The organism is Rhabdochlamydiaceae symbiont of Dictyostelium giganteum, from assembly GCF_964291045.1.
Classification (GTDB): domain Bacteria; phylum Chlamydiota; class Chlamydiia; order Chlamydiales; family Rhabdochlamydiaceae; genus PALSA-1444.
Map to the genome: position 1 here is coordinate 220,337 of NZ_OZ197277.1, position 25,401 is coordinate 245,737.

The window sequence follows — 25,401 nt, forward strand, 5'->3', positions numbered from 1 at the left end:
TAATTCTACATGATCAATCAAAATGATTTGTAGAAAATAGAGTTGAAAATTCCTAAAAAGAAGAGTCATAGGTATTTTTTTGATTTAAATTACTTATTTTACTAATGTGCAATTTATTTTTGCGAATGAAGAAAGAGTACTTAAAAAGGCCCTCTCATGAGAGGGCCTTTTTAAAGATCAGAGAAGAGAGGATTCTCTTTGTTAAAATCGCCCCTTTGCAAGTTGGATTGATTAAAAGCCTTAAATGGCTTTGAGGCTTTTAGAGAGTTAGCTTAAGAGCGCCTCAAGGTCTTCAATGGGTTCTTGTTGGTTAAGCTCATGCATGGCTTGAATGATCTGTTCAAAGCGCTGTTGGACCTCTCCTTCAGGTTTTACTTCAAGTACTTCTTGAAAGGCCGTAGCATCTTCTAATAAAGTAAACGATCCATCGTTCTCTTTTTTTGTAATATACTCTCCTCGTGTCGGTTCTAAACGCTGCTCGAGTTCATTGATAAAGGCTTTATTGTCTTTTTTTTCTTGAGATAGATTGCAGCTGATTTTTTGTATTGATGCAAGGGTTTCTATATGAGAATCTTTAAGAGCGTTTAAGCAGTCAGTAAAATTGAGGCCATCTATATTCCCTCCAGTTTTGAGCTCACGTAGGGACTGCTTGATAAACTCTTTTGTCTGATAATACCGATCTTTTTCTTTGATGAGCTGAGCTAGCCGCGCTTGGGAAGTATTTCGATCCATTCTTGGGATTACAGAGGAGGGCAAATTAGGATCGGTTAAACTTGCAAGCTCTGTTAGACCATTAATTGCCAGTTGTTTCACATCGTTACTGAGATGCGGTTTTTGGATTAAATTGGTGTAGAGATTCACTAATCCTAAAGTAGAGCTATGCCCTTCTTCTATCAGCTCAGGCTGAAGGGGAGTGACGATTTGATTAAAATCGCTAGCCGATTGAATGGTTAACGCTCTCCAAAGCATAGGTTGGATAGTAAGGTACCAAGAATTTATCCAATCATTTCCTGTATCATCAGAAATAGTTTTAAAATGCTTTATCATTTCTAAAAAAGTGTTTGAGGGTGTGCTATTAAGGGTTTTTATCACTTTATCTTGATGTCGAAGGAGCATACTATCAGTTGGATGGAGATAATTAAGAGCTTCTTTACAGCAGTTGTAGACAAAAGCTGTTGCGTGACTGACTTGAGGAAGCGTTTCAATCTGTGTGGATATCTTAGATAGAACCGTTTCTGCACAGTCTAGCGTCTCATGACGTCTTTCAAGTACGGCTCTATACCATGTTAAATCCAGGAAGATTTGGTATGTTTTTAAGACAGTTTTATAAAGCGTATCTTGATAAGGAATCTTATCCCATTCAATATGTTGATGTAGTGTCTTGATGACAGAGGCGAAAGAGGCTTTTGTTAAAGGAGCGTTATTCATTTCTGCTAAAATAAGCTCTCTCCCTTTTGTATAAAGGGCCTCTACTCCTTGCTGAAAGGCATCTGGGTCACTGGGTAATAAGCTACAAACGGTTTTCACATCGTTTTCTAGTTCATGAGCGATACTCTCAGAGGGGACTCCTGCTAAGGTAGGAGATATAGAAGGCCTATTCATTATAGAAATTGTCATAACGATCCTTTTACGTTGTATTGTTTAAAAGAGGAACTTTTTATCAGAAGAGCCGTCTTGTTTAATGTTTGGCAACAGGCTTTTAGAAGAAATGAAATTGTTTTAAAAGGGAGTATTTGAGCTAGGTGAACAGGGAATAAAAAAGAGAGCTTCATGAAAGAGGGGAAAATAAAGAACAGGGTTGCTTTTATCGGTAAGCGCATAAAAAACTTCTTTTTTGATCTTTAAGAAATGGAGTATTCAATTTTTTTCATAAAAAATCAAATTAAAAAATATATCCATCTGGAGTATGTTACATTTGTGTGAATAAAAGAATTTAAAAAATGGATAAAGATTTTATTGATTAGAGTTCTTTCAAAATTCTAGTTTTGAAGGAAGCTTAATATAGGAGCCTTAGAAAAGGATTTGGATTAAGGTTTAATTTGATTGCAGGGATTCATAAATTAGAGCTTTCTGAAGGGTTTTGAAAGAAATTCAGTTACAAAAGAGGGGAGTTACCGTAATGCCTCATAAGCTAAGAGCTTATATTTCGCATCCCTTTAGCTTTTAGAGGTCATTTTTTGAGATAGAGGACCGAATACATTTGAATTTACTCTCATTCTGCGGAATATAGATTATAAGATAAAGCGTTAAACGAGATACTCTTTTTCTACCTCATACAGGAAAAAATACCCATTTAACTTTGGCTCATCTATTTAGATCTTCTTCTTTTCATCAAACCCCTCATGTTTCTAAAGGATCTTGAGGTATTTAAGCAGTCTTAATACGAAAGAGTTGTTCAATGTGAACTTTTGTCCCGTATAAATCGACCCCTTCATCGAGATATCTCTTCATAAATGCATTGTAATCGTACACCATATTGTTATACAGTACAGGGAGCTCTGGTGTATCTTGAAGATAAGGACAATTTTCTAATAATAATGGTCTCTCTATTACAGGTAGCTGCTCCCAAGCTAAGATAGATGCTTTTCTTTGATAAAGATTCCAGGGGGCCCATTTTTCTAAAAAAGCCTCAAATGATGATTCAGTTATTTCTTGTAAAAGTGAGTTTCCCACACGATCGATTTCCTCATCAGAAATAGCCACACATCTTCTAAAGAGCATGTTTTTTGTATGTACCGGAAGATTTAACATGTTTTGCAGCCTGATATGAAATGCCATATAAACTTCTACTTCATCCACAAAACGGAGTTTCGTGATAGAGTCCTTGATTTTTTTATTTAGCTCTTCCAAGAGAAAAAAGCCTTTTCCTAAGCTTCTAACCTCTTCAGAAGTGACGGATTCATGTTGAATAGCACGCAATTGCTGGTACAAATCCATATCACTTAAAGTTGCGAGGATACGGTCATCACAAGAAGAGAGGCCTTGATGAATGAGAAATGTCATATGGCAACAGAGTAACTCATCTTCTGTCATGAGTTGAAGCATATTAAGTACCCGTCTAGCAAGATCTTTACGGGTAGCTATATTAGAGTAGTCTGCTGTCCCTGTAAGGCGCGTCAGAAATTTTAGGAGATTTTGATGATCTTGTCCCTGAGTCAAATTTTGATGAAGTTGATCGCAAACCTGAGCCATTTTTGGCATATCTTCTTGAATGATCTCTTGCCAAAACTGCGCAGCTTCAAAAAGATTATCAAACTGGGTGATGTATTCATCTTCAGTTTCTTCAGATAAATAAAACTGCATTCCTTCTAAATGATTGATATCGTGTTGTAGTCTTGAAATAACTGCAGGAGAGAGTGCGCATCCTCTAAGGTCTATAATACGTGTATTCCCATTAGAACGACGACCCAAATGGGTGATCCAATTGGGTAAAGATGTTAAATCACTACATTCACATAAATCTAAATGTCCTCCAAGCTGAAGAGAATGAGGTAATGTTGTAAGAGCGCTACAATAGGAAAGATCAAGATCTCCTCCTACTTCTAAATCTTCAGGAAGATGGGTCAATCCTTGGCAATCAGAAAGATTAAGATGACCTTTGACTTTAAGCCCTTTAGGGATTGAAGTCAAAGCTGGACAACAGCTGAGTTTACAATCTCCTCTTACTTCTAAATCCTCAGGGAGATGAGTCAATTCTTGGCACGTAAAAAGATAAAGATCACCTTTGACTTTAAATATTTTAGGGATAGTAATAAGAGCTGCGCAATAAAAGAGATTAAGATCACCGGTTACTTCTAGATCATCAGGAAGATGAGTCAATCCTTGGCAATGAGAAAAAGTAAGATTGCCTGCTACTTTAAGTCTTTGAGAGACCGCAATCAGATCTGGACAACGGCTGAGTTTAAGATCTTTTCCTACTTTTAGATCTTTAGGAAGATGAGTCAATCCTTGGCAATCAGAAAAATCTATATTCCCTTTAACATAAAGTTTTTGCGGTAAAAAGCAAGGCCAGGTTGTAGGAGAATTTTGGATGTGTTCTTTTAAAAATTGTGAAACAAAAAGATGATCACAGGTAAGAGAGCCTTCTATCTTAACATCTTTGGACTGTAAAAGGACAAAAGCGTGGATATTAGAAGAACATATTTCTATATCCTCTTTAATGAGAATGCCATGAGGTAAGGATTCTACGTTGACAAGCTGGCTTAGCTCTTTTGCTAAAAGTGGATGTCTCTGTTCTTTTTTATGTGTATCGGATGATTCGTAAATAGGATCATAATTTACTTTTGAAAAACCGTTAACAAACATGAAAATCCTTAATTTTTTATATTAGATCTTCCCATTTTATTGAGAAAATCCCCATCATCTTCCTTATCCCATATTCTGCTCTTTATAGAGAGATAAGAGTAGACTCAAGCAATTTTCTGTGTCATAGAGAAATATTTCTTGGAATTCGAAGTTAAAAAATATCTGATTATAGATTTCTTTGCATCTCTAAACTTCGGTTGTTCAGGATATATTATAATATTTTTTTAGGCATCATAGAAGAGGTAAGCCCCTTTAAGGCTATAAGTCAAAAGCAATAGTTCCCTTTCTTTAATAAAAAAGGGAAATTCTTGAAGATATGATTTTGATTATGATAACTGCCTTGTCATATGAGAGAAAATGACCGGGTGATGAAGATTAGTTAAATGGTCTCCAAATCCGTAGTCATAGTTTTTTAAGGTATGAGTATTAGGATCTAAGCTTTGATGAACATAAAGCGCTTTATCGATTGTATAAGAGAGGAGTAAGAAACTTTGATTAGGCGTTTGAAAGAGCTCTTGCCAGTTAAATTCCATGGAAGGAGAGAGGAATACGCCATTTCCAACAGCCCCTGGAATCCAAGGAGAAGAAGAGGTCCCTTCAAGAAGCCGAATTAAAAAGCCTCCAATTGTGGGGAAAATGGATGTGAGAGAAGAGAGAGGTGAAAGCGATAGAAAAGAGGGGTTAGGGATCGTAGTGGTGCGAAAGAGTTGATCACATCCTGTGCGGATGACAGGTTTAAGTGTTAAATCAGCTGCCACTTCTGCAAGAGACCTCATGAGCATGTATTTACGAAGAGCCGTGCTGTCTCTCCATAAATCTCTTCCTGCACTATAAAGAGAGGTAACTTCTGTTTGCATGAGGGGAGTAGGGAGCCTTTTGATGACCGTTTGATCGGTGTGAAAAGAGAGTTTATCTGTATCTTTTACGGGGAAAAGGGATTCAAACTCAATGTATCCATTGCGATGGAAAAATTCTCGCTGTTTACTTTCTATTTTAAAAGGCATAATCGCTCCACAGCTAGGTTGGCTTGAGTTGTAAATGTTGAGAGTCTAATAAATCCTTCTCCATGAGCTCCAAAACCAGAGCCCGGTATAGAGAGGATGTGACAGCTATTTAAAAGCGTATCAAAAAATTCCCAGGATGTTTTTCCTGAAGGGACTTTAACCCAAATATAAGGAGCATTCACCCCTCCAAAATAGGTCAGATTTAACTGATCTAACCCGCTCATTAAGATCTTCGCTTGAGATAAGTAGTGCTGAATTTGCGCTCTTGTCTCAAGAAGTCCTTGAGGAGAAAGAGCGGATTCTGCAGCGCGCTGAGTAATATAAGAGACGCCGTTTGATTTAATGGATTGCCGTTTTTTCCAAAGCGCGTGAATCTTTCCATCCATGAGTTCACAAGGGATGACAGAATAAGCACATCTTAGACCTGTAAACCCAGCTGCTTTTGAAAAGCTCCGCATTTCAATCGCCACTTCTTTGGCTCCTGGAATGTCATAGATGGACCTGGGGATATCTGAAGAAGAGATAAACGCTTCATAGGCATGATCGATGAGAAGAATGGCTTTTTCTTTTTTGGCATACTCTACCCAGGCTGTTAAGGCATCTCTATTCATCGCAACCCCTGCTGGGTTACTGGGGGTACAAAGATAGATCACATCAAGATGAATATCTGGAATTTGCGGTATAAATCCGTTTTCTTCAAGGCAAGGGATGAGATGAATATGCTCTTTTCTTCCTGCCAAAAGAGCGTTATCTAAGTAGGCGGGATAGGTGGGAGAGGGAATCCCTATTTTGACGCTGAGGTCAAATAATTCAATCAGTTGTGTACAGTCTTGATTAATCCCTTCAGAGATAAAGATTTCACTAGGTGAGATAAGATTTAAGGGGTAAGACACCTTTGCAATAGCTTCTCTTAAAAAAAGATACCCTTCACTGGGACCGTACCCATGCATGCCTTCAAACGAGGTCATTTCATCAGCTGATTTTGCAATTGCTTCTGCAACGGTTTTTGCAAGAGGAAGGGCGACATCTCCAATCCCTAAATTGACAATAGGAACAAGAGAGGAGGCTTGAAGAGTCATCAATTTTTCCTCGATAATAGGAAAAATATATTCTCGTTTTAGCTCTTTAAAGTGGGGATTGAGTTGTACCATTTGACATCGCTTCGTATTCAGGCCATAATGATATCGTATGAAAGATTTAATGGCTCATATTTCTACGATTGAAGAACAGATTGGATATGTATTTCAAGATAAGAAACTTCTTGAAAAGGCGTTTATTCACCGCTCCTATTTTAATGAACACAGAGAGAAAGTGTCAGAGCACAATGAACGGTTAGAGTTCTTGGGAGATTCTGTACTAGGACTCATTATATCAGGGTATCTCTACCAATATTTGCCAGAGCAAGCAGAGGGAGAGCTCTCTCGGTTAAGAGCGCATCTTGTTGAAGCAAGCTGCTGTGTGAAATTTTTACATAAGTTAGGGGTGGCATCCTTTATTCAATTAGGAAAAGGGGAGCGCATGAATGAAGGAAGAGGAAGAGAAACCATTTTAGCTGATCTTTTTGAAGCGCTGATTGGCGCCATTTATCTTGATGGCGGCATTAATGAAGCTAGAAGAGTCTTTCTCACCTCTTTTGAAAAAGATATTCAAGAAATACTTGCTCACCCCGTGAGAAATTGGAAGGCAGAGCTGCAAGACTACTCGCAGAAAAAATATCAAAAGCCGCCCTGCTATAAAGTGTTAAGAGAAGAGGGACCAGATCACAGTAAGCTGTTTGTTGTAGGCGCTTATCTTGATGAACTAGAAGTTGGGCAAGGCTCTGGTTCTTCTAAAAAAGAGGCAGAGCAAGCAGCTGCTTGTAGCGCCTTTACCATCATACCTTTACCTTAAAAGAGACTCATGACACCTTCTAAAAATAAAGCCAAAACACTGTGGGTGTGTCAAGAGTGTGGAACCAGTCACCCAAAATGGGCAGGGAGCTGCTCTGCTTGTGCAAAATGGAACACACTTGTGGAAGAGAGTGTAGCTCCCTTAACAAGATTTCAGCCAGCAGCTGTTATAGCTGCTTCCCCCATGACGTTAAGTGAAGTGTCTTTTAAAGAAAAACCAAGATACTCTACCCGGTTTCCTCAGTGGGATAGACTACTTGGTGGGGGATGTGTTGTAGGGTGCTTAGGCCTCATTGCAGGAGATCCTGGCATTGGGAAGTCGACACTCATGCTCCAGCTAAGCGCGCATTTAGCTTTAGAAGAACTTAAAGTTCTCTATGTTTGCGGAGAAGAGTCTGTTGAGCAAACAGCGATCCGGGCAAAAAGACTAGGCATTGTTTCAAGTCAGATCTATTTCTTAAGTGAAACCAATTTTGAACTGATTCAAGCACACATTGAAAAGCTATCTCCTCAAATTGTGATCATCGATTCGATTCAGATTTTGTATAAACCTGATATTCCCTCGGCTCCTGGATCTGTCACACAGGTAAGAGAGCTTGCTCTTTCTCTTATGCATCTAGCCAAGAAGATGCATATCACAACGTTTGTGGTTGGACATGTGACTAAATCGGGAGAAGTTGCAGGACCTAGAGTTTTAGAACATATTGTCGATGTGGTCTTAGAATTTGAAGGGGACTATAAGCACGGCTACCGCATATTACGGGCTGTAAAAAATAGGTTTGGCCCAACAGATGATATTGTTCTTTTTCAGATGAGACAAGAGGGCCTTTCTGAGGTAGAAAACCCCTCTCAGCTTTTTTTAGAAGAGAGAATACAAGAATCTACCGGGTCTGTGATTGTTCCTACAATGGAGGGGAGCCGTCCTTTTCTCATTGAAGTGCAAGCGCTTGTTGCCTCTTCTGCCTTTGCCACCTCCTCTCGTAAATCCACAGGGCTAGATCCTAACCGGCTATCTCTTTTGTTAGCTGTTCTTGAAAAACGGATGGGGTACATGCTTCACCGAAGTGATGTTTTTGTCTCGGTGACAGGAGGCATTAAAATCATTGAGCCAGGTATTGATTTAGCTGTTCTCATGGCGATCTCTTCTTCTTTTTGTAATAGAGCTGTTGACCCTGATACAGTTGTGATTGGAGAGGTGGGTCTTGGCGGAGAGGTGAGATCGGTATCTCGGATTGAAACACGGCTGAAAGAGGCAGCTCAAATGGGATTTAAGCGGTGCATTATTCCGCAAAGGAACTTGAAAGGAATTCAAGTGCCTGGCATAGAGATCCTAGGAGTCGATAAAGTCGAACAAGCCATTGAGTACCTCAAATTATAATATTATTATTGGAGCGAGAAATTCTTCTTTATCAAGAGCTCAAGTAGATGAAGTTTTTCGTGAGCTAACCATTTTTTTTCCTCAAATCACATTTTCCCCCCTTTGGATCATGACTCAAGGGGATAAAGATAAAGCCTCTTCTTTAAAAACTGTTGATAACACCTCTTTTTTTACCGAAGAAATTGATCAGGCAGTGATCTCAAAAAAAGTGCGCATTGGAATTCACTCGGCTAAAGATCTTCCCTCACCCTTACCTCAAGAGCTTATACAAGTTGCTTTAACACAAGGGCTGACCTCCATGGACTCTCTTGTCATTAAGAAGCTCCCTCTTCCACTAAGAGCTTTGATTGGCACATCTTCCTTGCGAAGAGAGCAAGGGATCAAAAACTTACGTCAAGATCTCATCTGTCAAGATATCCGAGGAACCATTGAAGAGAGGTTACAATTTCTTGATCAAGATGCTCTGCAGGGTGTTGTCATTGCAGAGTGCGCCCTCATCCGGCTTAAGCTCACCCACTTACTCAGAATACCTCTTCCTTTAACGCCTATCCCTCTTCAAGGAAAGCTTGCTGTCATTGCAAGAAAAGATGATGAAGAGATGAAAGAGCTCTTTCACTGTATTAACGCCTGTTAAGGACTTTAAGAGATATGGAACATGTTCTTTATCTTGGACTTGACCCCTCAGGGTATGTGAAAAAAGAGGGGCAAAGAAAACAGCTTTGTCATCTTCCTCTCATTCAAGTTGAAAAAAGCTCTTTATCTCTTAGAGATCAGTGTGATCTCTCTTTATTTACCCATATCATTGTGACAAGTCCAAGATCAGCTGATTTTTTGATTGAGGAAAACATCATGGAGTTTCCTTTAGCAATCATGGCAATTGGAAGGGCAACTGCGGCTAGATTTTTATCAAGAGGGGTAGATGTTGCCGTGACGGCTTCTTTAGAATCTCAAGAGGGGCTCTTACCTTATATTCAGGAGCTTAATCCTAAAAAGGTGTCGATTTTGTACCCCAGGTCTTCATCAGCTAGATTTTTAATAGCCTCTTACCTTCAAGAAAAAGGGTTTAATCACCAAGTGATGGATCTTTATCATGTAAAAGGGATCACGCCTTCTCATTTACCTTCATTAGAAGCTTTTTCTGAAGTGATCTTTACAAGCCCATCAACCGTAGCATCTTTTTTTTGTGCCTACAAAAGCATTCCCTCTCATCTTCTTTTAACCTGCATTGGACCGATTACAGAACAAGTGCTAAGAGCTATACCTCATGTGAAAATGGAGTGTTTAATCAGAAGGTTTTAAAAAGAGAAGGGTAAATGTTTAAGGGGTTTTTGCAGTTTTTATGAGTAAAAAAACCTGTAGGATAAGATGTGATCGATCATAGGGATAGCGTAATTTTAAGTCCCTCTTGGTATTTAGATAACATGCTTTGAGAACTTAACAATCTATGTGCTCAGTGGATGTTTCTCTCGAGGATGATGGAATAGGTAGTTGTTTTATCTCAAGGGTCTCTTTTTCATCCTCACCAAAAAATTCTTGTGTAAGTGTTATTCCTTTTAGTTTAGCTTTCTCAGAAAGGTTAGTTAAAAAAATCATTGTGCGCTCATGCACTTCTTCATTTTTTCGTTTTTCTGTAGCAGCATCAATATATTCATCAACACTTTTCCAATAAAATCTTTCTTTTAGAAGTTGTGTTTTACAGACGGTTTTTTGAAAAACCTCAGTGAAAAAATCAGGATTCTTTTCTAAATCCTCAAGCTTGAGAAAATTGATATCACTCTCTTTCATTTCTTTTGTTTGTAAATATAGAGGCACTCTCATACCTCTTTCATTAAACCGTTTGATCAATTGGGGCGCAATGATTTCCACTCTTGATTTACCCTGATCATGGGTATGCATTTTTGCCCATGCTTCAAAAGTGCGCGGGCAAATTAATACTTTAGATTCCATAGGATCTCCTCAAATCGTGAATATTCGCCTTGGAATAGGCATTTTTTAATAAATGCAGGGGGTTATAGTTGAGAATCAAAGTAACCAAACCTAGTAAGGCAACTTGGAGGGCAAGATTTTTTAAACATTTTTTGGTGAGATGAGATTGAGGTCCTTTACAATAGGTCACATATTTGAGTTTTGCATGAGGATTACGTCTTCTCTCGACCTGGTCAAGAAGAGCTGCACCTTGTAGTGATGTAATGGCAATTTCTGAAATTCTTTCAAGGGATAATGAGGGGTTTTCTAATGTCATTTCATAAATCTTTCTATGAATCACACGGGTCATAATTTGGCTTGCGAGAAAATTTGTGGGGTAAAAATGTGAAGGGATATAAAAGAATCTATGTTCTTTTTCTTTTTTGATTAAGGCTAAAGATTCCTCAAGCATTTGTTGAATTACACCGATATTGGGTATTTCAGATGAAAATGCCCAATCAGAATAATAACTTTCAAGATCAAGATAGTTGTATTCAATGGGAAGTTGAGCCCATCTGGTAAATTCTACGGATTGAATAGGTAAAGCATCCAAAGGATATTGATAGGGTCTTTTCAAAAAATCTTCCGCTACTTTCATCTTTAAAGGATTGAGTCCGCATCCATAGCAAAGGGCTGAGTAAGAAAGATCACGTATAGATTGTAAATTGATAAGCATGATTTATTCCTTATGATTAAAAACGTGTTTTCCAATCATGAATTGAGCAAGTCAATTCCTCAAAACGCGCATTTTTTAAGAGGAAAGCCTCCTTTTAGAAAATGGGTGTGATTTAATTTTAATATTTTAATTAATTGCATTTTATTAAAATAATTGGGTTTTTAATAGGATGTACTTATTAGAGATAATATCTCAATTTTTGTAAAAGAAAAAACAGTCTAATCTTAAGAATTGCAGCAGTAAAATTTTGTTGCCCTTGAACGTGAGAAAAACAGCTGCATCAAGATGGTTATAACAGTGTTGATTGACAACGCCTTACGGTTTTTAAATAAGTTTTTATAAGAAATCTCATGAAAATATAGCGATCTCTTAATCATGGTCAAAAAGGTAGCATCTTGTGATCAAGAATTCATAGAAATTGAACTTGAAAGAATATGCCTCTTCTTGGAATTTTTACGTCCTTTCTTGATAAGAGATGTCGAATACATCAGTTCTGAAGCCAAGGGAAGCTATTGATCGTTAAACCCCTAGAAGGTATCCTAGGGGAAAAAAGGAGATGTGTTATGACTTATAAGATGCCTGATTTATCATATGATTTTGGAGCTTTAGAGCCTGTAATTTCTGGGAAAATTATGGAAATTCACTATACAAAACACCATCAAACTTATGTGAATAATCTCAACATCGCTGTAGAAAAATATGCAGAACTTGAAAAGAATCACCAAATTGAAGCGATGATTCCTCTACAACAGGCGATTAAATTTAACGGCGGCGGCCATATTAACCACTCCATTTTTTGGAAAAACTTAGCTCCTGTGTCTCAAGGGGGAGGAGGAGTGCCTCAAGGAGCGTTATTAGCAGCGATTAATGAGGCGTTTGGTTCATTTGATCAATTTAAAGAAAAAATGACTCAAATGACAGTGGCTATTCAAGGATCTGGATGGGGATGGCTGGGATATGATAAAGCAAAAAAAGAACTTCTATTAACAACATGTGCCAATCAAGATCCTCTTAGCACACAAGGGTATACACCGCTTCTAGGGATTGATGTATGGGAGCACGCTTACTACCTTCAATACATGAATGTCCGTGCAGATTACGTGAAAAACATTTGGAATATTATCAATTGGAATGATGTTTCCCAAAGATTTGAAACCCATCAGGCTCCTTAATAACAGTTTCTTTTGATAGGGTTTTAATAAATAGCTAAGGTAAAATAATTCGCATGGGTCTTTTTTCAAAAAACAAACCGAAAATTAAAATTCAAAGCACTAAAAAAGACAGTTTTAGTGGATGGGTTAAATGCAGTCACTGTAACGAGCTGATTCATGCGAATGAACTACAAGATAATAAATATTGCTGTCCTAAGTGTGACTACCACTACCGCCTTACAGGACTTCAAAGGATTGAACTCCTTGTAGATGCGGGGTCGTTTGAGGAAAAATACACCACCATTCAGCCAGTAGATCCTCTACATTTTGTAGATAGTGAACCGTATCCTGAAAGAATTAACCGGGCCAAGGTTTCAACAGGGCGTGATGAAGCCGCAATTGTTGGAGTGTGCTCCATTAACTCTATCAAGGTGGCTCTTGGTGTTTTAGACTTTAGCTTTATGGCAGGCTCTATGGGATCTGTTGTTGGAGAGAGACTCACATCGATTATTGAATATGGATTAGAGCACCATCTTCCTGTTGTGCTTATTTCAGCCTCTGGAGGAGCGAGAATGCAAGAGTCGATCCTCTCTCTCATGCAAATGGCAAAAACATCGGCTGCCCTTGCAAAACTGCATGAGCAAAAGCTTCCCTATATTTCTGTCTTAACAAATCCTACTACAGGAGGAGTGACAGCCTCTTTTGCTTCATTAGGGGATGTGATCATTGCAGAGCCTGATGCTTTAATTGGATTTGCAGGCCCAAGAGTTGTCGAGCAAACAATTGGTCAAAAGCTGCCTCCTAAAGCGCAACGTTCAGAATTTTTGATGGAAAAAGGCATGATTGATTGCATCGTGACACGTCATGATCTCAAAAGTAAGCTCTCTTCTCTTTTACAGATGATGCTTGGGAATGAGAGAAATACAAAACTTAGCATGACCCCTTTAACATCCAAACCAAATGATATTCCTCATAAAATTAAAGAGTTATTAAACTTATCTACCCAAGAGCTTATTGATGTCAATCCGTAGAACCCTTATTGTTTCAATTATCACTGAAGAAGGGGTTGAAATACCCCACTATGCCTCAGAATTTGCAGCAGGAGCTGATGTGAGAGCGTATCTTCAAGAAGATATGACTGTATTACCCCATGAAACAGCGCTCATTCCAACAGGCATTAAAATGGCTATTCCGAATGGATTTGAGCTTCAAGTAAGACCTAGAAGTGGTCTTGCTTTCAATAATCAAGTGACAGTGCTCAATACACCTGGAACCATTGATGCAGATTACCGAGGAGAAATTAAAATTCTTCTCATTAATCATGGAAAAGATCCTTTCATCATTAAAAACGGAATGAGAATTGCTCAGCTTGTTGTTGCTCCTGTGATTCAAGCGCAGTTTATTCTGCAACCTTCTCTATCTTCAACAGAAAGAGGAGAGGGGGGATTTGGGCATACTGGCTCTTATTAAAAGCTAGGACCCTCTTTTCTTACGCCTATTTTCTTTTTAAGGGCCCCTTATTTTCATTGATTTTTCAAAGCAGGCGTTATTGTTTTGCTAAAAACGTTCTAAAAAGATAAAAAGAGAAGAAAATAGACTATTTGAGTTGTCTCAAAAAAATAGTTCGTGTTAAAAATGGATAGTTTTGGATAGACTCGGGATAATACGGTGAAGGGGGTTATGACATCTATACAAGCAAATTTAAAACAGACTCATGGCGGATGGAAAGGGATGTTTGATCCTAAAAAGCTTCTCAAATTATTAAAAAATTTCATTAAAAAGGACTGGACTGTGTCAATTACAGACTATTTAGATGACCGGTTGGTAACATTTTTAAAAACAAAGACCCAACTGCAGGCAATTGATGAACTGATTGAAACGCTCGATTTAGCGCATCAGCTCAAAGATAAGCCAAGGTTTCATCAAGCGATTTTAGACCGTGAAAATATTGTTTCCACGGGAATCGGCCTTGGAGTTGCCATCCCTCACGCAAAACTTCCTGAATATGAACAGTTTTTTATTGCAATTGGATTGCAAGAAGAGGGAGGGATTGAATGGAATTCCCTAGATAATGCTCCCGTTCATTTAATTTTTATGATAGGCGGGCCGGACAATAAACAAACAGAGTATTTAAATATCTTGTCAAGACTGACGATGGCCATCAAAGATGCCGACCGGAGAAAAGCTCTTCTCAAAGCGACATCAGCTCAACAAGTCATTGACTTATTCAAAGGGTGTTAAGGAAGAGATATGGATTTAAAAATAAAAGATGTTGCAGATCTTCTTAACGTATCAGAAACAACGGTGCGTCGGTGGCTTAAAGATGGAAAAATTCCAGCTTATCAACTCAATCGTAGATACCGATTTAGTAGAGGTGAGATTGAAGATTGGATCATGGATTGTAAGCTAAAGCTCAGTAAGAACGGCTTTTCTCCTTTCAATGAAAAATCAGAAGATATCCTCGATGAAGAAGAGTCCCAAAAGCAACGCGTCGGTAGGCAGCAGTTTGGGCTTTATAGAGCGATGTGTAAAGGGGGAGCTGTCACTCATATTGCAGCTAAAACAAAAGAAGAGTTCATTAAAGCTGTCATGCGGCAAGTAGCTCCTCGTTTGGGACTTGATGCTGATGTGATTTCTGAGCTTTTACTAGATAGAGAAAAGCTCATGTCAACAGCGCTAAACTCTGGACTTGCGGTTCCGCACCCAAGAGATATTGTGCTTGAACTACCTGGCTCTGATGCGGTGATTACCGCTTTTCCACAAGAGCCTATTGAGTTTGGAGCGTTAGATGGACAACCGGTTCACACTCTCTTTTTTCTCTTCTCTTCTTCCGATAAAACCCATCTTCATTTATTGTCCAAATTAGCGCATTTAGGAAGCCAAACTTCAGCGCTAGAATTTTTAGCCACAAGGCCATCAGAAGAAGAGCTTTTAACGTATGTTAAAGATTGGGAAGCTAAAATTCGAAACCAAAACCCTTAACCCCTCCCTTATCATGAAAAAAGGACTTTTTGCTAAAAAATCGATCGGCTCTTTACTCAAGAGTACAGCGAATCATAAAAATGGGTTAAAGCGGACTCTTGGCCCCCTTAACCTCATTGCCATGGGAATTGGAGCTATTATCGGAGCTGGTCTCTTTGTTTTAACAGGGGAAGTGGCAGCTAACTTTACAGGACCTGGTATTTTAATTTCTTTTGGTATTGCAGCGATCATTGCTAGTTTAGCAGCGCTTTGCTATGCAGAGTTTGCAGCGCTCATCCCTGTTGCAGGAAGTGCTTATACCTACGCCTTTGTGGCTGTAGGAGAGTTTTTCGCCTGGATTATGGGTGTTGCTATCACCATTCAATACTTATTCTCATTTTGTGCAGTTGCTGTCGCTTGGTCAGGCTATTTAGGAAGCTTTATGAGTGATCTTGGACTCACATTAGGAAAGTCTCTATCAGAAGCTCCTTTCATTTATACCGATGCAGGATGGGCATCTACAGGGGCGGTTGTTAATCTTCCTGCCATGATTGTAATCGGAGTGATTGGACTTCTTGTGGCAAGAGGGATTCAAACAGCTGCTCTTTTAAACGATCTTTTAGTGCTTGTGAAGCTTGGCGTGTTAGTGCTTTTCATTGGATTTGGAATTGCGTTTATTAAAGCAGACAATCTCACCCCCTTTATTCCTGAAAACACAGGGATTTTTGGAGAGTTTGGATGGAGCGGGATTTTTAGGGGAGCAGGCATTTTATTCTTTGCTTTCTTAGGGTTTGATGCGATTGCAACGCTTGCTCAAGAGGCAAAAAATCCTCAGCGGGATATGCCAATTGGGATGATTGGTTCTTTAGTTGTGTGTGCCATTTTATATATGATTTTTGGTCTTGTGATGACAGGGTCAACAAAGTACTCTCTTTTAGGTGTTGCAGATCCTGTAGGAGTAGCTGTGAATAGTTTTGGACCCAGTTTCATTTGGTTAAGATACATTGTTAAACTAGCTATTTTAGCCGGACTCTCTTCGGTGATTCTTGTGATGATTACAGCGCAATCAAGAATTTTATATACGATGGCGCAAGATGGACTCCTTCCTCCTATTTTTGGAAAGACGCATCCTACACACCGCACTCCTTTTTATACCACGATGATTGTCTCTCTTGTAGCAGCTGTTATTGCAGGGTTTTTCCCAGTCAATATTTTAGGACAGATCACATCGATGGGAGCGCTGTTTGTATTTGGCATGGTGTGCCTGGGCGTTCTTGTTTTAAGATTTACGCAGCCCACACTTCACCGTCCGTTTAAAACGCCCTTTACCCCATGGGTGCCTCTTTTAGGGACGCTTGCGTGTCTTTTACAGATGTTCATGATGCCGCTAATTACCTGGATTCAATTCACTCTGACTTTAGGGATTGGGTGCTCTATCTACTTTCTGTATGGAAGTAAACATAGTAAAATCCGCAAAGGTTAAGACTGTTTTACGGCACACTTAATCAAGGCGCCTCCTAAACAGGTGGCTCCTTGATAAAACACAACCGCTTGACGAGGCGTGATAGCCCGTTGCGGGTGATCAAAGACAACTCTTAATTGATTGTCATCAAGAGGGTAAAGAGTGCACCTCGTATCTTCTTGTCTATACCTGATTTTTGCTGTACATTCTAGAGGAAACTCTGGGGGAGCTCCTACCCAAGAGATCTCTGTTGCGATGAGCTCAGAGTGATAAAGCGCTTCATGGTGATACCCTTGCTCCACAAACACGGTATTTTCTTGAACATCTTTTCCCACAACAAACCACGCTTCACCGGGCCCGCCAATACCAAGCCCTTTTCTTTGCCCAATGGTATAAAAAGCAATTCCTTGGTGAGTCCCTACTACTTTTCCTGATAGCGTCTTAAAAGCGCCTTTTTGATAAGCAATATACTCTCCCATGAACTCTTTAAAGGGCCGTTTCCCAATGAAACAAATCCCTGTGCTATCTTTTTTTGCAGCGGTTGCAAGGCCGTGCTGAAGAGCTAAAGCTCTCACCTCTTTTTTATTTAAATGCCCAATGGGAAAAAGCACCTCTTGAAGCACCTCTTCTTTTAAGGTGTAGAGAAAGTAAGTTTGATCTTTATTGGTATCATGACCTCTAAGGAGCTTGCCTTCATGAGCTCTTGCATAGTGCCCTGTTGCAAGAAAATCCGCCCCTAGCTCTTTAGCTTTAAGAAAAAGCGTCTTAAATTTGATTTCTTTGTTACAAAGAACATCAGGGTTAGGGGTATAGCCAAGTTTAAGCTCTTCAACAAAATGGGAAAAGACAAGATCCCAATACTCTTGCACAAAGTTAACGGTATAGTGAGGAATAGAGAGCTTATCACACACTCTCACCACATCTTCATAATCTTCAGCTCCTGGACAGCTTCCATCGGTGTCTTCCCAGTTTTTCATATAAAGACCAATCACACGGTAGCCGAGTTCTTTTAAAAGCAGGGCAGAAACAGAGGAGTCAACCCCTCCTGACATACCAATAACAACAGTTTTTTGAGGATTCATAAGGTCTATTTTAAGGGGTGATGCGTTTTTAGGAAGAGAGATTTTTTTGAACATGGGTGTAAAAAATAAGAATATCTATTTAAAGGCACCCCATTTTTATTGAGAACTGGATATGAGAAAGAGGGCAAAAACGTTTTTTCAAAAAAGAGAGCAGATATGAATGCCTATTAAAAGAGAGTAATATTTTTTCCCTATGTAATACAGGAACCCAATTGTGTTTACCGTGTTCTTGTATTACATTGAGAAGATGAAGCATTCTAAATATCGCTCCCTACTCCAAGACTTACTGAAAGCTCCCATTTTTAGCGCTAAGGAAGCCAGGTCTAGAGGCATTTCAGCTCGAATGCTCTCTCATTTTTGTTAAAATAAAGTGATTGAAAGAGTGGGTAGAGGAATATATAAGGGGGCTCAAACAGATTAGAGGTATATAAAGGGGCGTGGGATTTAGATCAAAAACACACCTCTCAGAGTTCAATTTGCTAAAGTAAATTTGATAAAAAAATGACAATTTTTAATAAATTTATATTTAGATTATTTTTAATCAAGGAGAGCATCCGAATAGCTACCAAATTTCTGTACTTTTTTAGATGAGAATACAATACATCTTACAGTAATAAATTGTTAAAATTGATATTTATGCGTCATTAGATGAGAATTAGGCTTATCTATACCGTTACTATATCATGAGGTAATTATGAGAATTATAAACTGTTTGCAATTCATGCGAAAAAGCCAATCTCTAGGATTTTCACAGATGCAAAATTTTTCACAACGGCTCTTTTTTTGTCATAGCACAATGGGGAAAATTAAATCTCTTCAATCAACACATTTAGGCGAACCTTCAGCTCAGAAAATGGATACGATTGATGGGTCTTTTTCTAGACAGGTCCATGCATTATCTAATGTCATACAAGATCTGTCAAAATCGGCGGAGTATATTAAAGAGGCAGAAAGATTAATCAACTATCAAACTTGCCCTCTTACCATCGAAGAAGTTATTCGAATACAGCAATTAATGACATTAGATGAAATTAAGGGTTCTTTGAAAGAAAAACTGCAACAGCGATTCAATGATGATTTAAAGAATAGTTTAAATGAATTCTATAAAGATCCTAAGCTTGATGCATATATTCAATCCCATCAAGGAAAAATTGAAAATATTGAAGAATTTAATATCAACAATCTTGCTCACCGAGCAAAAAGAGGGGATTTAGATTTTGAAACTTCACAAAAGATTTTCAAAAAAATCAAAGATGAGCTTGATGCAACGAACCAGCAAGTTTTAGAAGAAAATAAGAGTGGATTGACGGGATATGAAGGACTATGGGATTTAGATAAAAAAGAGAGAAGGTAGATTTGAATTTACCTAAATAAGCCTAGCATGAATTGTATAGATATCTGCGAAAATTTAATTTTCTAGTTGATCGATACTCAGCTCTGATCTTAGCTATTTTAAATAAAATATATGCGATACGAGCCAATAAAATCATTGGAGGGCACCTCAATGGAGACTTTGTCAAAGGTACAGAAAAGCTAAAACTTGCTTAGGAAAATTAAGAACTTATATAAGAAAGGGGGTACAAGCGCTACATCCTGTTTTAGAAATCTATCCTCGGTTTCTTTCTTAAAGAGATTGTAATCAGAGCAAGAGTGATCCTACAAGTTAAGAAAGGTCATTTTAAAATTTATAGCTGTCATATATCTTGTATTGCTAAACGTAAAGCTGCAAAATTGGATGAATGTGGACGCAGAGTGTATCTTCTTTTCACATAGAAAAAAGGGGGGATATTAAGCACGAACTTTTATGTTCGAGCATCTTACGGTGGACATTTCATCCAAACAGCAAAAGAAAATGGGAAAAGAATCGCTATACTCTCATTAAATACATTTTTGCCCTTTGAGAGTTAAAAAAACATCGACTCAAAGAAGCAGAAGCGCTCATCAGTAGGACTTCTAAAATTCCTCTTCATCTTAAAAAACCTTTAAAGAGATACAAGCTATCAACCTTTGGATAGGATGCAAGAAACACGATAGAAAAATAGGGAGGCATTATCTCAAAGAGTCTATCATTGACCAAATGCAAGCATACTTTTTGGCCACCAGACACAATTTTAGAATAATTATGAGAGAGGCGGGGGGTGTTTATATCTTTTTTCCATTCTGAATATTAAAATTATGAAATTTTAAATAAAAATCTATGCTAGATCAAAAGTGTTGATAAAAATCAATGGGGGCATTTTACCCCCACTAAATTCATAAATCAGAGCTGATTATTTCAGTTTAGTAAATAGATTCATCGTTGTATCGTAAATTGCCGTAAGTGAATCGCAATCTGCTTTTCCCTTAAGAGCCATGGTTTCATGAGAATAAGAATTAATATCTCTCAGATCCAGAGGTTGAGATTGTTTATGCGCCGCTTGAGTGTTCCATGTTATAGGAAGGAAATATGGCTTATTTTGACCCTCTATAGAGAAAGGGTCTGTCATTTTAATGCCTATATGAACGGGCGCCTCAGGTCCATAATTAGAGATGATAAATACATTAAAACATTCATTTACTGTTTTAATAGTATAGATGAATCCTTGTGATGATGAATCTTTTTGAGAGTTTTCTATTTGCCGGGTGGCTTGTGTAACGATTTCACTATGAATGAGAGAATTCTCATTGAATCCAATTTTTTTCAATAACTGTGTTTTTGGATCAATGCTTATCCATTGATTAAATATAGGTTTAGAGTTCAATGTAAGGTTGTTATCTGCATTCGGCGTAAGTTGAAGGCTGTACTTGTCGATATTTTGAGATGTTAGAAATATACCAATAAGTCTACCGAATAACTTCCCAATAATATAGATAGGTCTTCCTTTACTATGAATAAGACTTTCTCCATTAATAGGATTTCCCTCATATAAAATTACAATGTCTCTTTCTTTGAGAGCCAAGTTTTTATCTTGATTTTTCTGGGAAAATTTCTCAAATGATTGAGTGCAAAAAAAACGTTTGAAGATTTGATCTTGAGGGGATCTATAAGTTAAGGGATTCGTTAAGGTTGTCATTGACGAACCCATCAAACGGGAAGTTATTCTAATTATATTCATAAAACACTCTCCTTACACCTTAATTATAATATATATAATTTTAATTTAACATTTGTTTTTAATAAATATTTTTATATTTTGATAATAACTAAATGTTTTAATGGCTTTAGAAGAGGGATTTTATCAATCAAATACTAGGGTAAAGGGGAGATCAGCTGAGATTAGAAAGCTTAATTTTGAATCAATGGAAGATTTTTTATATGAGATGCGTCCTATTTTTATTGAGCATCTGCCGATTATAAGTACTTAAAATGACAAAAATAAAATTTAAGTCTTTGGCTATAAGTCATTTGAATTGCGAGAATTACCAGTTTGGAAAGAGGATGCATGAGTAAAAAAGGCATTAAAAATGCAAGGCCTGAAGAGAAAATCGTAGGGAGGTTAAGAGAGCTAGAGCTTTTAAACCATCTTTTTTATTCTAAAAAAGCTGAGTTCATTGCTGTCTATGGACGCTGTAGAGTGAGCAAGACATATCTAGTTAAGAATTTCATAGGCTCTTTACCTTGCACTTTCTTTCATGTAACAGGTCTTCAGAAAGGGTCTTTAAAGGAACAACTCAAAGAATTTGCAAAACAAATTGGGGATACCTTTTATCAAGGTGCATCGATTGTCCCGAGAGTAAATTGGATAGATGCTTTTGAGGATTTGACTCAGGCGATGAGTAAAATTCCAAAAGATAAAAAAGTTGTACTTTTTTTTGATGAATTTCCATGGATGGCAACACCTAGATCCAAACTGATTACGGCTTTAGAATTATACTGGAATCGTTACTGGGTATTTGATGATCGCCTTAAGTTAATTATTTGTGGATCAGCTACTTCATGGATAATTGAAAATATTATTAATAATAAAGGCGGCCTTCATAACCGGGTGACTAGAACCATTCAGCTCAAGCCTTTTTCTCTCTATGAGACGGAAAGCTTTTTAAAAGAACATCAGATTCATTTAACGAGGTGCCAAATTCTTGATCTTTATATTGTCCTTGGGGGAGTTCCTTTGTACTTATCTTTCATAAGAAAAGGACTCTCTATAGATCAATGCATTGATGAGCTCTGTTTTCAAAGCGATGGCCCTTTAGTTAAGGAATTTGTACGATTATTTGAGTCACTTTTTGAAGATGTAAAACCTTATATGGAACTGATCCGCATCATTGCAAAGCACCGTTATGGAATTGGTCAAGCAGCCCTCATTACTGAATCTAAGCTCCCTGGTGGGGGAAGGACTGTGCGTAGATTACAGCAATTAGAAGAAGCTGGATTTATCACAAGTCTTGTGCCTTATGGAAGAAAAGATAAAGGCGTTTACTATGTTATTGACGATGAATATAGCCTTTTTTATTTATATTGGATTGAACCGAGTTTAAAACTCATTGCTAAAAAATCCATTAATGAAGGGTTTTGGTCTTCTCAATCCAAAGCATTAACTTGGAAAATTTGGGCAGCACTCTCTTTTGAATCCATCTGTTATAAGCATATTGATCAGATTAGAAAAGCGTTAAAAATTGATCCGGGATCTGTTGCTGGAACTTGGCGATTTATCCCTAAAGCAAGGCAAATAGAGGTAGGGGCTCAAGTAGATCTTCTATTTGATAGACCCGATGAATCGATCACTTTATGTGAAATCAAATACTCAAACCATCCGTTTGCCATTGATAAAACTTATGCAAAAGAGCTTTTAAGGAAAATGGAGGTGTTTCGTCAGCAGACGAAAACAGAAAAGCAGCTTTTTCTTTGCATGATTACAACGATGGGACTTCAAACCACCATGTACTCTGAAGAGATTATCATCCATCAAGCAACTCTTGATGATCTATTTGAAAAAAATGGATAAGTGGTAACTCTCTGTAGTGCATAACATACAAAAAATATCTATCAGAGAAAAGAGGATCACAATTGCGATATTATTTAGTGATAGGGGGCATTTAAATGAATTAAAATATAATTATTTTTCGAATAAAATTTAAAACACCCTACTTTTAAAAAATTCATTTATTATCAATTACTTACAAATATTCAGTAATATTTAATTTAAAATAACATGTTTTTCAAATTAAAAATATGTTATTAATGAAATTAAGATTGAATAATAAAAAGGGTGATAATATGGGAATGAATATTTCAAATATGAATCCGCAACCCCACTCCAGTTCTGAGAGTGAAGGGAGCGATAATGAAGATTCTCTCAAAATTCATCATTCAGGAAATCAAAAAAGTACATCTTTAAGCGTTAAAGAAGAGGCAAAAAAAGCCCATTCCGTAGGACAAGAAACTTTATCCTCTTCACTTAATGTGAAAAGGCCTCTTCATCAGGATGATCAAGATGTTGAAGATGCTCAAATAGGGGGTCATATTCAAAATACAGTTAAAAAGCGGCTGCCATCTGAGGGCTTGAACGTAAAGGTCTTATCTTCAGCATCTTCTCAGAGGCAAACTGAGAATTCAACTGACCTAAAACCATATAAACCTCCAATCAACAAAGGAAGTGGATTTAAACCTCCTTATAACAACCTATTAGCTCAAACAACTACAACGACGACAACTTCTTCAAGCTATAAAAAGGATGCTCCTCTTACACCGCAGACATTGCATTCAGAAATCAATAAACCTCAAGCTAAAAGGAAGGAAAAGTTTAAACCCCCCTATAACAATTCACTAACTCAAATATCCCTACCGATGACAACCTCTTCAAGCTATAAAAAGGATGCTGCTCTTACACCGCAGACATTGGATTCAGAAATCAACAAACCTCAAGCTAAAAAGAAGAAAAAGTTTAAACCTCCCTACAACAATTCACTAACTCAAACAGTGCCGCCAACGACAGCCACTTCAAATACCCTAAATGTGAAAGATCTTAAATCAGAGGGAGATCATGCAGAAGATGTTTCATATCAAAGAGAAGAGGAAAAAGAATATGAAGACACTTATCATGAAGCATCTCTTCAAACAATTAAAATGGGGGAGGAGATTTCAACTCAAGATTCTATTCTTTTCTCACCAGAAAAAAATCTAGCTTCTTTAGAGGCTAAGGAAGGGGTTCCATCTAAAAAACTTATACTAGAAAAAAGTTCAAAAATAAATCCTCCGCAACAACCTGCTATCCAAAAACAAACATCTATCTCCTCCTTTGAAAAGGCTATGGCTTATCTAGAAGAGACCCTTGCATCGTCTATGACCATTACAAATGAAACAGTTTCTCAAAATACAAGAGTGGAAAGAGTTTTTCAAGCATTACAAACTCATATTGAAAACACAATACTCACAGAAGAGTTTATTGAAGATGTTTACACGTGTCTATTTGAGTCGGATTTAGCTCCATTTAGCGAGGAGCACTTAAACACAGATATGACATTCACTAGACCTCATCCTGTTCATGTGATCTATTCATTAGCAAATTGCTTAAGAGCTCTTCCTAAAAACACTCATTTTTTAGCACTTATTGAGGAGGCAAAATCTTATTTAGCGAATTTATGGTATAAGGAGCAGCAAAAAGGGATTGAATTGTTCCCTATTTCAGAATTTTTGCAAAAAAGCACTAATGCAACACTTATTAAATCAGTTAATGAGTGTCCTCTCTATACAGCTACAGAGTGGCTTGGTTCAGATAATCGAAACCCAGTTTTTATTCTAAGAGCTCAAGACTTTAAGCCCAAGTGGGTCTTTAAACCTATAAACATTCAACCCGTCAACATTGAGGAGGCCAATAGACTAGCGAATACCAAAGACTGCGAACACTTTGCTTTTAAAATGAATTTTCATGAGCAATTTCCCATACCCGCAGTTTTTTTAATTGAACTCAGGGGAGTTAAAGGAACTATTCAACCATTTATTCCAGGTGCAATCAGATTTAATAAGATTCCTAGAGATAAACGAATGTCAATTCTTCCATCATTACAAAAATTATTAATCTTTGATCTTCTTTTTCTTAACCACGATCGAAATCAATCAAATATACTCTATCGAAAAGAGGGGGATTCATATACATGCTATGGAATTGATCATGAACAGAGCCTAAAATACCAAAAAGGGGCTTTTACAATGGATCAGATTGATTTGATACAAGAGCTATCTCCCGGGCTAAAATTTACTGATTTTAACCGTGCAGCAAAGAAGCTTTTTTTAGAAGAGAGCTGTAATAAATATTTAGAAATTCTTCAAGAATGCTTTAATAATGAGAAAAAACTAGGTAGATCTCATAAGAGTGATGAAGATCTAGAAATGGAAGATAAAATGTTAAATCATATGGTGAATGTGGGGAAAATGCTAAGAGAATCAACAGAATCTTTTCGTAAAACAGTTAAAGACATCAAAAAAATTATTAAGTTAGACAAAACTATCACAAACATTACTCAATCAAATACAGATGAATCCTTTTTGCCAGATTAGACAATTAATTTAAAAATTAATTAATTTGAATTATTTTTAAATTGATGTTAT

General features: G+C 37.5%; 21 protein-coding genes. 13 read left to right on the forward strand and 8 right to left on the reverse strand.

The features are described from left to right. Positions 1 to 267 precede the first annotated feature (267 nt). The 4 genes from ACI7T6_RS00785 to ACI7T6_RS00800 form a co-directional block, all read right to left on the reverse strand. Positions 268 to 1,617 carry a hypothetical protein gene (locus tag ACI7T6_RS00785; RefSeq protein WP_404665695.1) on the reverse strand — a complete coding sequence of 450 codons (1,350 nt, stop codon included), beginning with the start codon at positions 1,615 to 1,617 and terminating at the stop codon, positions 268 to 270. Positions 1,618 to 2,367: 750 nt separating this feature from the next. Continuing rightward, positions 2,368 to 4,305 (reverse strand): NEL-type E3 ubiquitin ligase domain-containing protein, encoded by a 1,938-nt coding sequence (locus tag ACI7T6_RS00790; RefSeq protein WP_404665696.1) that lies wholly within the window; start codon positions 4,303 to 4,305, stop codon positions 2,368 to 2,370. Positions 4,306 to 4,631: 326 nt separating this feature from the next. Next, entirely contained in the window at positions 4,632 to 5,309 is a 678-nt protein-coding gene (locus ACI7T6_RS00795; protein ID WP_404665697.1) for a hypothetical protein, read from the reverse strand. Beyond that, on the reverse strand, positions 5,294 to 6,460 hold the full coding sequence (locus ACI7T6_RS00800) for an LL-diaminopimelate aminotransferase (RefSeq protein ID WP_404665698.1): 1,167 nt from the start codon (positions 6,458 to 6,460) through the stop codon (positions 5,294 to 5,296). Before ACI7T6_RS00800 ends, ACI7T6_RS00795 begins: the two co-directional genes overlap by 16 nt. Positions 6,461 to 6,497: 37 nt before the next feature. Between ACI7T6_RS00800 and rnc the strand changes: the two genes are divergently transcribed. Genes rnc through ACI7T6_RS00820 form a run of 4 tightly spaced genes read left to right on the forward strand, consistent with a single transcriptional unit; the run spans position 6,498 to position 9,875 of the window. Continuing rightward, positions 6,498 to 7,199 (forward strand): ribonuclease III, encoded by a 702-nt coding sequence (rnc, locus tag ACI7T6_RS00805; RefSeq protein WP_404665699.1) that lies wholly within the window; start codon positions 6,498 to 6,500, stop codon positions 7,197 to 7,199. A 9-nt stretch (positions 7,200 to 7,208) separates the two neighbouring features. Continuing rightward, on the forward strand, positions 7,209 to 8,576 hold the full coding sequence (radA, locus tag ACI7T6_RS00810; RefSeq protein WP_404665700.1) for a DNA repair protein RadA: 1,368 nt from the start codon (positions 7,209 to 7,211) through the stop codon (positions 8,574 to 8,576). Further along, positions 8,557 to 9,210 (forward strand): hydroxymethylbilane synthase, encoded by a 654-nt coding sequence (locus tag ACI7T6_RS00815; protein WP_404665701.1) that lies wholly within the window; start codon positions 8,557 to 8,559, stop codon positions 9,208 to 9,210. Before radA ends, ACI7T6_RS00815 begins: the two co-directional genes overlap by 20 nt. A 14-nt stretch (positions 9,211 to 9,224) precedes the next feature. Then, the gene (locus ACI7T6_RS00820) at positions 9,225 to 9,875 is read left to right on the forward strand and encodes a uroporphyrinogen-III synthase (RefSeq protein WP_404665702.1); all 651 of its coding nucleotides are present in this window, start codon (positions 9,225 to 9,227) and stop codon (positions 9,873 to 9,875) included. A gap of 135 nt (positions 9,876 to 10,010) precedes the next feature. Here the strand turns inward: ACI7T6_RS00820 and ACI7T6_RS00825 are convergent, their stop codons facing one another. Both ACI7T6_RS00825 and ACI7T6_RS00830 read right to left on the reverse strand, forming a co-directional pair. Next, positions 10,011 to 10,421, reverse strand: coding sequence for a hypothetical protein (locus tag ACI7T6_RS00825; protein ID WP_404665703.1), 411 nt, complete (start codon positions 10,419 to 10,421; stop codon positions 10,011 to 10,013). Between the two features lie 91 nt (positions 10,422 to 10,512). Further along, complete coding sequence (locus tag ACI7T6_RS00830) at positions 10,513 to 11,217, reverse strand: hypothetical protein (protein ID WP_404665704.1); 705 nt, start codon at positions 11,215 to 11,217, stop codon at positions 10,513 to 10,515. Positions 11,218 to 11,780: 563 nt separating this feature from the next. Between ACI7T6_RS00830 and ACI7T6_RS00835 the strand changes: the two genes are divergently transcribed. The 6 genes from ACI7T6_RS00835 to ACI7T6_RS00860 all read left to right on the forward strand — a co-directional run bounded on the left by ACI7T6_RS00835 (position 11,781) and on the right by ACI7T6_RS00860 (position 16,812). After that, positions 11,781 to 12,389 carry a superoxide dismutase gene (locus ACI7T6_RS00835; RefSeq protein WP_404665705.1) on the forward strand — a complete coding sequence of 203 codons (609 nt, stop codon included), beginning with the start codon at positions 11,781 to 11,783 and terminating at the stop codon, positions 12,387 to 12,389. Positions 12,390 to 12,442: 53 nt separating this feature from the next. Continuing rightward, a complete protein-coding gene (gene accD / locus ACI7T6_RS00840; RefSeq protein WP_404665706.1) occupies positions 12,443 to 13,399 on the forward strand; it encodes an acetyl-CoA carboxylase, carboxyltransferase subunit beta in 957 nt (318 codons plus the stop codon). Next, positions 13,386 to 13,838, forward strand: a complete 453-nt coding sequence (dut, locus tag ACI7T6_RS00845) for a dUTP diphosphatase (RefSeq protein WP_404665707.1) — start codon at positions 13,386 to 13,388, stop codon at positions 13,836 to 13,838. The genes accD and dut overlap by 14 nt, the downstream gene beginning before the upstream one ends. A 210-nt stretch (positions 13,839 to 14,048) precedes the next feature. Continuing rightward, positions 14,049 to 14,609, forward strand: coding sequence for a PTS sugar transporter subunit IIA (locus tag ACI7T6_RS00850; RefSeq protein WP_404665708.1), 561 nt, complete (start codon positions 14,049 to 14,051; stop codon positions 14,607 to 14,609). Between the two features lie 9 nt (positions 14,610 to 14,618). Continuing rightward, complete coding sequence (locus ACI7T6_RS00855; RefSeq protein ID WP_404665709.1) at positions 14,619 to 15,350, forward strand: PTS sugar transporter subunit IIA; 732 nt, start codon at positions 14,619 to 14,621, stop codon at positions 15,348 to 15,350. After that, on the forward strand, positions 15,307 to 16,812 hold the full coding sequence (locus ACI7T6_RS00860) for an APC family permease (protein WP_404665710.1): 1,506 nt from the start codon (positions 15,307 to 15,309) through the stop codon (positions 16,810 to 16,812). The genes ACI7T6_RS00855 and ACI7T6_RS00860 overlap by 44 nt, the downstream gene beginning before the upstream one ends. On the opposite strand, the gene mnmA is transcribed toward ACI7T6_RS00860, so the two are convergent. Next, complete coding sequence (mnmA, locus tag ACI7T6_RS00865) at positions 16,809 to 17,873, reverse strand: tRNA 2-thiouridine(34) synthase MnmA (protein ID WP_404665711.1); 1,065 nt, start codon at positions 17,871 to 17,873, stop codon at positions 16,809 to 16,811. The two genes, ACI7T6_RS00860 and mnmA, sit on opposite strands and share 4 nt — an antisense overlap. Positions 17,874 to 18,627: 754 nt before the next feature. Here mnmA and ACI7T6_RS00870 point away from each other — a divergent pair. After that, the gene (locus ACI7T6_RS00870; protein WP_404665712.1) at positions 18,628 to 19,227 is read left to right on the forward strand and encodes a hypothetical protein; all 600 of its coding nucleotides are present in this window, start codon (positions 18,628 to 18,630) and stop codon (positions 19,225 to 19,227) included. A 916-nt stretch (positions 19,228 to 20,143) separates the two neighbouring features. Here ACI7T6_RS00870 and ACI7T6_RS00875 read toward each other — a convergent pair. After that, positions 20,144 to 20,968, reverse strand: a complete 825-nt coding sequence (locus tag ACI7T6_RS00875) for a hypothetical protein (RefSeq protein ID WP_404665713.1) — start codon at positions 20,966 to 20,968, stop codon at positions 20,144 to 20,146. Positions 20,969 to 21,295: 327 nt separating this feature from the next. Between ACI7T6_RS00875 and ACI7T6_RS00880 the strand changes: the two genes are divergently transcribed. Continuing rightward, positions 21,296 to 22,798, forward strand: a complete 1,503-nt coding sequence (locus tag ACI7T6_RS00880) for an ATP-binding protein (protein WP_404665714.1) — start codon at positions 21,296 to 21,298, stop codon at positions 22,796 to 22,798. A gap of 293 nt (positions 22,799 to 23,091) precedes the next feature. Then, positions 23,092 to 25,350 (forward strand): hypothetical protein, encoded by a 2,259-nt coding sequence (locus tag ACI7T6_RS00885; protein WP_404665715.1) that lies wholly within the window; start codon positions 23,092 to 23,094, stop codon positions 25,348 to 25,350. The last annotated feature ends 51 nt before the right edge of the window (positions 25,351 to 25,401 follow it).

Bases quoted from the DNA above. Each gene is read 5' to 3' on its own strand.
- ACI7T6_RS00830 (WP_404665704.1), bottom strand. From the start codon at position 11,217: ATGCTTATCAATTTACAATCTATACGTGATCTTTCTTACTCAGCCCTT.
- ACI7T6_RS00875 (WP_404665713.1), bottom strand. From the start codon at position 20,968: ATGAATATAATTAGAATAACTTCCCGTTTGATGGGTTCGTCAATGACA.
- rnc (WP_404665699.1), top strand. From the start codon at position 6,498: ATGAAAGATTTAATGGCTCATATTTCTACGATTGAAGAACAGATTGGA.
- ACI7T6_RS00800 (WP_404665698.1), bottom strand. From the start codon at position 6,460: ATGGTACAACTCAATCCCCACTTTAAAGAGCTAAAACGAGAATATATT.
- ACI7T6_RS00870 (WP_404665712.1), top strand. From the start codon at position 18,628: ATGCAAAATTTTTCACAACGGCTCTTTTTTTGTCATAGCACAATGGGG.
- radA (WP_404665700.1), top strand. From the start codon at position 7,209: ATGACACCTTCTAAAAATAAAGCCAAAACACTGTGGGTGTGTCAAGAG.
- ACI7T6_RS00795 (WP_404665697.1), bottom strand. From the start codon at position 5,309: ATGCCTTTTAAAATAGAAAGTAAACAGCGAGAATTTTTCCATCGCAAT.
- ACI7T6_RS00835 (WP_404665705.1), top strand. From the start codon at position 11,781: ATGACTTATAAGATGCCTGATTTATCATATGATTTTGGAGCTTTAGAG.
- ACI7T6_RS00880 (WP_404665714.1), top strand. From the start codon at position 21,296: ATGAGTAAAAAAGGCATTAAAAATGCAAGGCCTGAAGAGAAAATCGTA.
- ACI7T6_RS00785 (WP_404665695.1), bottom strand. From the start codon at position 1,617: ATGACAATTTCTATAATGAATAGGCCTTCTATATCTCCTACCTTAGCA.
- ACI7T6_RS00850 (WP_404665708.1), top strand. From the start codon at position 14,049: ATGACATCTATACAAGCAAATTTAAAACAGACTCATGGCGGATGGAAA.
- ACI7T6_RS00790 (WP_404665696.1), bottom strand. From the start codon at position 4,305: ATGTTTGTTAACGGTTTTTCAAAAGTAAATTATGATCCTATTTACGAA.
- dut (WP_404665707.1), top strand. From the start codon at position 13,386: ATGTCAATCCGTAGAACCCTTATTGTTTCAATTATCACTGAAGAAGGG.
- ACI7T6_RS00885 (WP_404665715.1), top strand. From the start codon at position 23,092: ATGAATCCGCAACCCCACTCCAGTTCTGAGAGTGAAGGGAGCGATAAT.
- ACI7T6_RS00860 (WP_404665710.1), top strand. From the start codon at position 15,307: ATGTTAAAGATTGGGAAGCTAAAATTCGAAACCAAAACCCTTAACCCC.
- accD (WP_404665706.1), top strand. From the start codon at position 12,443: ATGGGTCTTTTTTCAAAAAACAAACCGAAAATTAAAATTCAAAGCACT.
- mnmA (WP_404665711.1), bottom strand. From the start codon at position 17,873: ATGAATCCTCAAAAAACTGTTGTTATTGGTATGTCAGGAGGGGTTGAC.
- ACI7T6_RS00855 (WP_404665709.1), top strand. From the start codon at position 14,619: ATGGATTTAAAAATAAAAGATGTTGCAGATCTTCTTAACGTATCAGAA.
- ACI7T6_RS00820 (WP_404665702.1), top strand. From the start codon at position 9,225: ATGGAACATGTTCTTTATCTTGGACTTGACCCCTCAGGGTATGTGAAA.